Genomic DNA, 3691 nt, shown 5'->3' with positions numbered 1-3691 from the left:
GCACAGCATCGTCTTGCCGCCACGCTCGACGTAGAGCACGAGCTCGCCGTCGACGAGCACGACGAGGGCCCCCGCCTTGCGCCCGGGCTGGTGGCCCTTGCGCCGGGATGCCTTGGCGCCCACGCTGCCGTCGGCCGGATCAGGGGCACTCGCACCGGATCGGCCCGCATCACCCGCCGGCTCGCCACCGGGGTCGGTCAGGCCGCGTTCGGGCCAGGGAACGGCCGCGCCGTAGGGGTTGGCGGGATCGCTCGCGGCGAGGACCAGCGCGGGTGGACCGCTGCGCTCGCGGCCCCTGCCGTGGCCCGCGTGCCTTCCCGCGCCGCGCCCCGTGTCGTGGGCCCGTGAGGAAGTGAGCCATTCGTCGTCCTCTGCAGCGTCGACCCGCCGGCCGCCCGAGGCCGGGTCGTCGGCGCCCGCGCCGGGGAGCCTCGACATGGAGCGGAGCCGGTCGACGGCGCCCGTCGACGCGAACTGCGAGGCGCCGAGTCCCTCGACGAAGTAGCCGCGGCGGACCTTGCCGGCCTCCTCGGCAGCGGCGAGGACGCGGTAGACGGCCGCGAACCCGCCGGGCACGTCCTCGGTGGCGACCGAGCCACGGGTCAGCACGCCGTAGCGGTCGAGGAGCAGCTCGGCGTTGGTCACGGCTCGCACCGTGGGGTCGGTCTCGGCGGGCGGCAGCGCGGTCCAGCGACCGACGCCGGTGGACGGCCCGGAGCCGACCGCGCGTCCGGCTGCCAGCGCCTTGGAGATCGCTGCGTCCTCGGCGGCCTCGACCTGGGCGGGGCTGGTGGCGGCGAGTGGGCCGCGCAGTGAGCCGAAGCGGCCCAGCGAACCGCGACGGCCGGCATACCTCGTCGAACGGGGCCCGGAGGTGGTGCGCTTGTGCGCCGTGCGGCCGCCCGCCAGCAGGGCGCGCAGCGGCGCGATCGTGTCGTTGGTGACGCGGCCCGACCACAGCAGCGACCAGAGCGCGTCGTTCAGCTCCGTGTCGCCGAGGCCCACGCGCGTGGCGAGGGCTCGGAAGAAGTACGCGCCGCCGCCCTCGAGCGCGTCGAGCACCGCACGCTCGTCGTCGATGAGCTCGACGAGCTCCGGTGGGGTGAGGGTCAGGTGGGCGGCGTCGGCGAGGTGCAGGCTGACCCATCCGTCGTCACCCGGGAGCGAGCCGTGGCCACGCCAGACGACCTCGCCGGCGCTCATCACCTCGTCGAGCAGTGCGGGGCGGTAGTCGGCGACGCGCGCCGGCAGGACGAGCGACTCGAGGGCACTCGCCGGCAGGACCGCGCCGGTGAGCTGCTCGACGGCGCGGAGCAGCCCCTCGCGGCCGCGCAGGCCACCGCCGACGCCCTGCCACTGCGGCAGGAACCGGGCGAGGTCGGCCTGGTCGACCGGCTCGACCTCGTGGCGCAGGGCGGCGAGCGAGCGGCGGCGCAGCAGGCGCAGCACCTCGGCGTCGCAGAACTCGGGGCCGTGGCCGCCGCCGTTCTCGGTGGGCAGCAGCTCGCCCTCGACGATCCTTCCCGCGGAGACCAGCCGGCGCAGCGCGTCGTGCACGACCGCGGGCCCGACGCCCCACCAGGCGGCGACGGTCTGCACGGCGAACGGTGCGTGCGTGCGGGCGAAGCGGGCGACGAGGTCGGCGAGCGGGTCGGGCACCGGCTCGAGAAACGCCTGGGGCACGCCCACCGGCAACGCGGTGCCGAGGGCGTCGCGCAGGCGGGCGGCATCCTCGATCGCGGCCCAGCGGTCGTCTCCTCCGACCCGCACGGCGATGACGCGGCGCGCCGCCTCGAGCTCGGTCAGGGCCACCTCGACCGCCTCCGGTGTGAAGCCCTCCGCGGCCCGGGCCACGACATCGCGCACCGACAGGGGCCCGAGCACGCGCAGCAGGTCGGCGACGTCCTCGGCGTCGCGCGCTCCGCGCTCGGGGGTGAGCCGTTGCAGCTCCGCCTCGGTGCGCGCCACCGCCTCGGGGTCGAGCAGGTCACGCAGGGCGAGCGCCTCACCCTGCCCGAGCAGCTCCGAGAGCAGCGACGGGTCGAGGGCGAGCGCGGCAGCCCGGCGCTCGGCGAGCGGCGAGTCGCCCTCGTAGAGGTACTGGGCGACGTAGCCGAAGACCAGCGACTTGGCGAAGGGGCTCGGCTGGTGCGACTCGACCTCGACGACCTTGACCGCACGCGAGCGGATGTCGCCCATCAGCTCGACGAGCCCCGGCACGTCGAAGACGTCCTGGACGCACTCGCGCACGGCCTCCAGCACGATCGGGAAGCTCGGGTACTGGCTGGCCACCCCGAGCAGCTGGGCGGCGCGCTGCCGCTGCTGCCAGAGCGGCTGGCGCCGGTCGGGGCGGCGCCGCGGGAGCAGGAGCGCGCGAGCGGCGCACTCGCGGAACCGCGCCGCGAAGAGGGCGGATCCGCCGATCTCCTGGGTGACGAGCTCGCTGACCTCCTCGGGCTCGAGGGTGACGAGCTCGACGAGCTGCTGGCCGATGGCGGCGCCGTCCTCGAACTCGAGGTCGGGCAGCCGGAAGACGATGCCGTCGTCACCGTGCATGGCCTGCACGTCGATGCCGAAGCGCTCGCGCATGCGCGCCGCGACGCAGAGGGCCCACGGCGCGTGCACCTGGCCGCCGAAGGGCGAGAGCACCGCGACCCGCCAGTCGCCGATCTCGTCGCGGAAGCGCTCGACGACGATGGTGCGGTCGTCGGGGACGTGCCGGGTCGCCTCCTTCTGCTCGGTGAGATAGGCGATGAGGTTGTCGGCGGCCCACTCGTCGAGGCCGGCCGCCGTGACGCGGGCGCGCGCCCGTTCGGGGGTGAGCCCGACGATCTCGCGGACGAAACCCCCGAGGGCGCGGCCGAGCTCGGCCGGGCGGCCCTGCTGATCGCCCTTCCAGAACGGCAGCTTGCCCGCCTGTCCGGGGGCCGGCGTGACGAGGACGCGGTCGTGTGTGATGTCCTCGATGCGCCAGGTCGAGGTGCCGAGCGTGAAGACGTCGCCGACGCGCGACTCGTAGACCATCTCCTCGTCGAGCTCGCCCACCCGGCGACCGGGCCCCTCACCGGAGGCGAGGAACACGGCATACAACCCCCGGTCGGGGATGGTGCCGCCGCTCGTGACGGCGAGGCGCTGGGCACCGCGGCGTCCCGAGAGCGTGTCGGTGACGCGGTCCCAGACGATGCGCGGGCGCAGCTCGGCGAACTCGTCGGACGGGTAGCGGCCGGCCAGCATGTCGAGCGTCGCCTCGAGGACCGAGCGCGGGAGCGAGGCGAAGCTCGCGGCGCGGTGCACGAGGGCCTCGACGTCGGCGACGCTCCAGTCGTCCATGGCGCACATCGCAACGACTTGCTGCGCGAGCACGTCGACGGGGTTGGCCGGGATGCGCAGCGACTCGATGGCGCCGGCGCGCATGCGCTCGACGACGACGGCCGTCTGCACGAGGTCGCCGCGGAACTTCGGGAAGAGCACCCCCTGGCTGACCGCACCGACCTGGTGGCCGGCCCGTCCCACGCGCTGCAGGCCACTGGCGACCGACGGCGGGCTCTCCACCTGGATCACGAGGTCGACGGCGCCCATGTCGATGCCGAGCTCGAGGCTGCTCGTCGCGACGACGGCGGGCAGGCGTCCGGCCTTGAGGTCCTCCTCGATGGTGGCGCGGTGCTCCTTGCTCACCGAGCCGTGGTGGGCG

Annotated in this window: 1 protein-coding gene; it reads right to left on the bottom strand. The window is 75.0% G+C overall.

Annotated elements, in window-relative coordinates:
• The coding region (locus ABD194_RS08580) for an Lhr family helicase (protein WP_343990123.1) at positions 1-3691 on the bottom strand (3691 nt) is incomplete at both ends.

It is taken from the genome of Terrabacter terrae (assembly GCF_039529575.1).
Taxonomy (GTDB): Bacteria; Actinomycetota; Actinomycetes; order Actinomycetales; family Dermatophilaceae; genus Terrabacter; species Terrabacter terrae.
The sequence above is the reverse complement of the archived record's forward strand: the minus strand, read 5'-3'. Positions and strand labels throughout refer to the sequence as shown.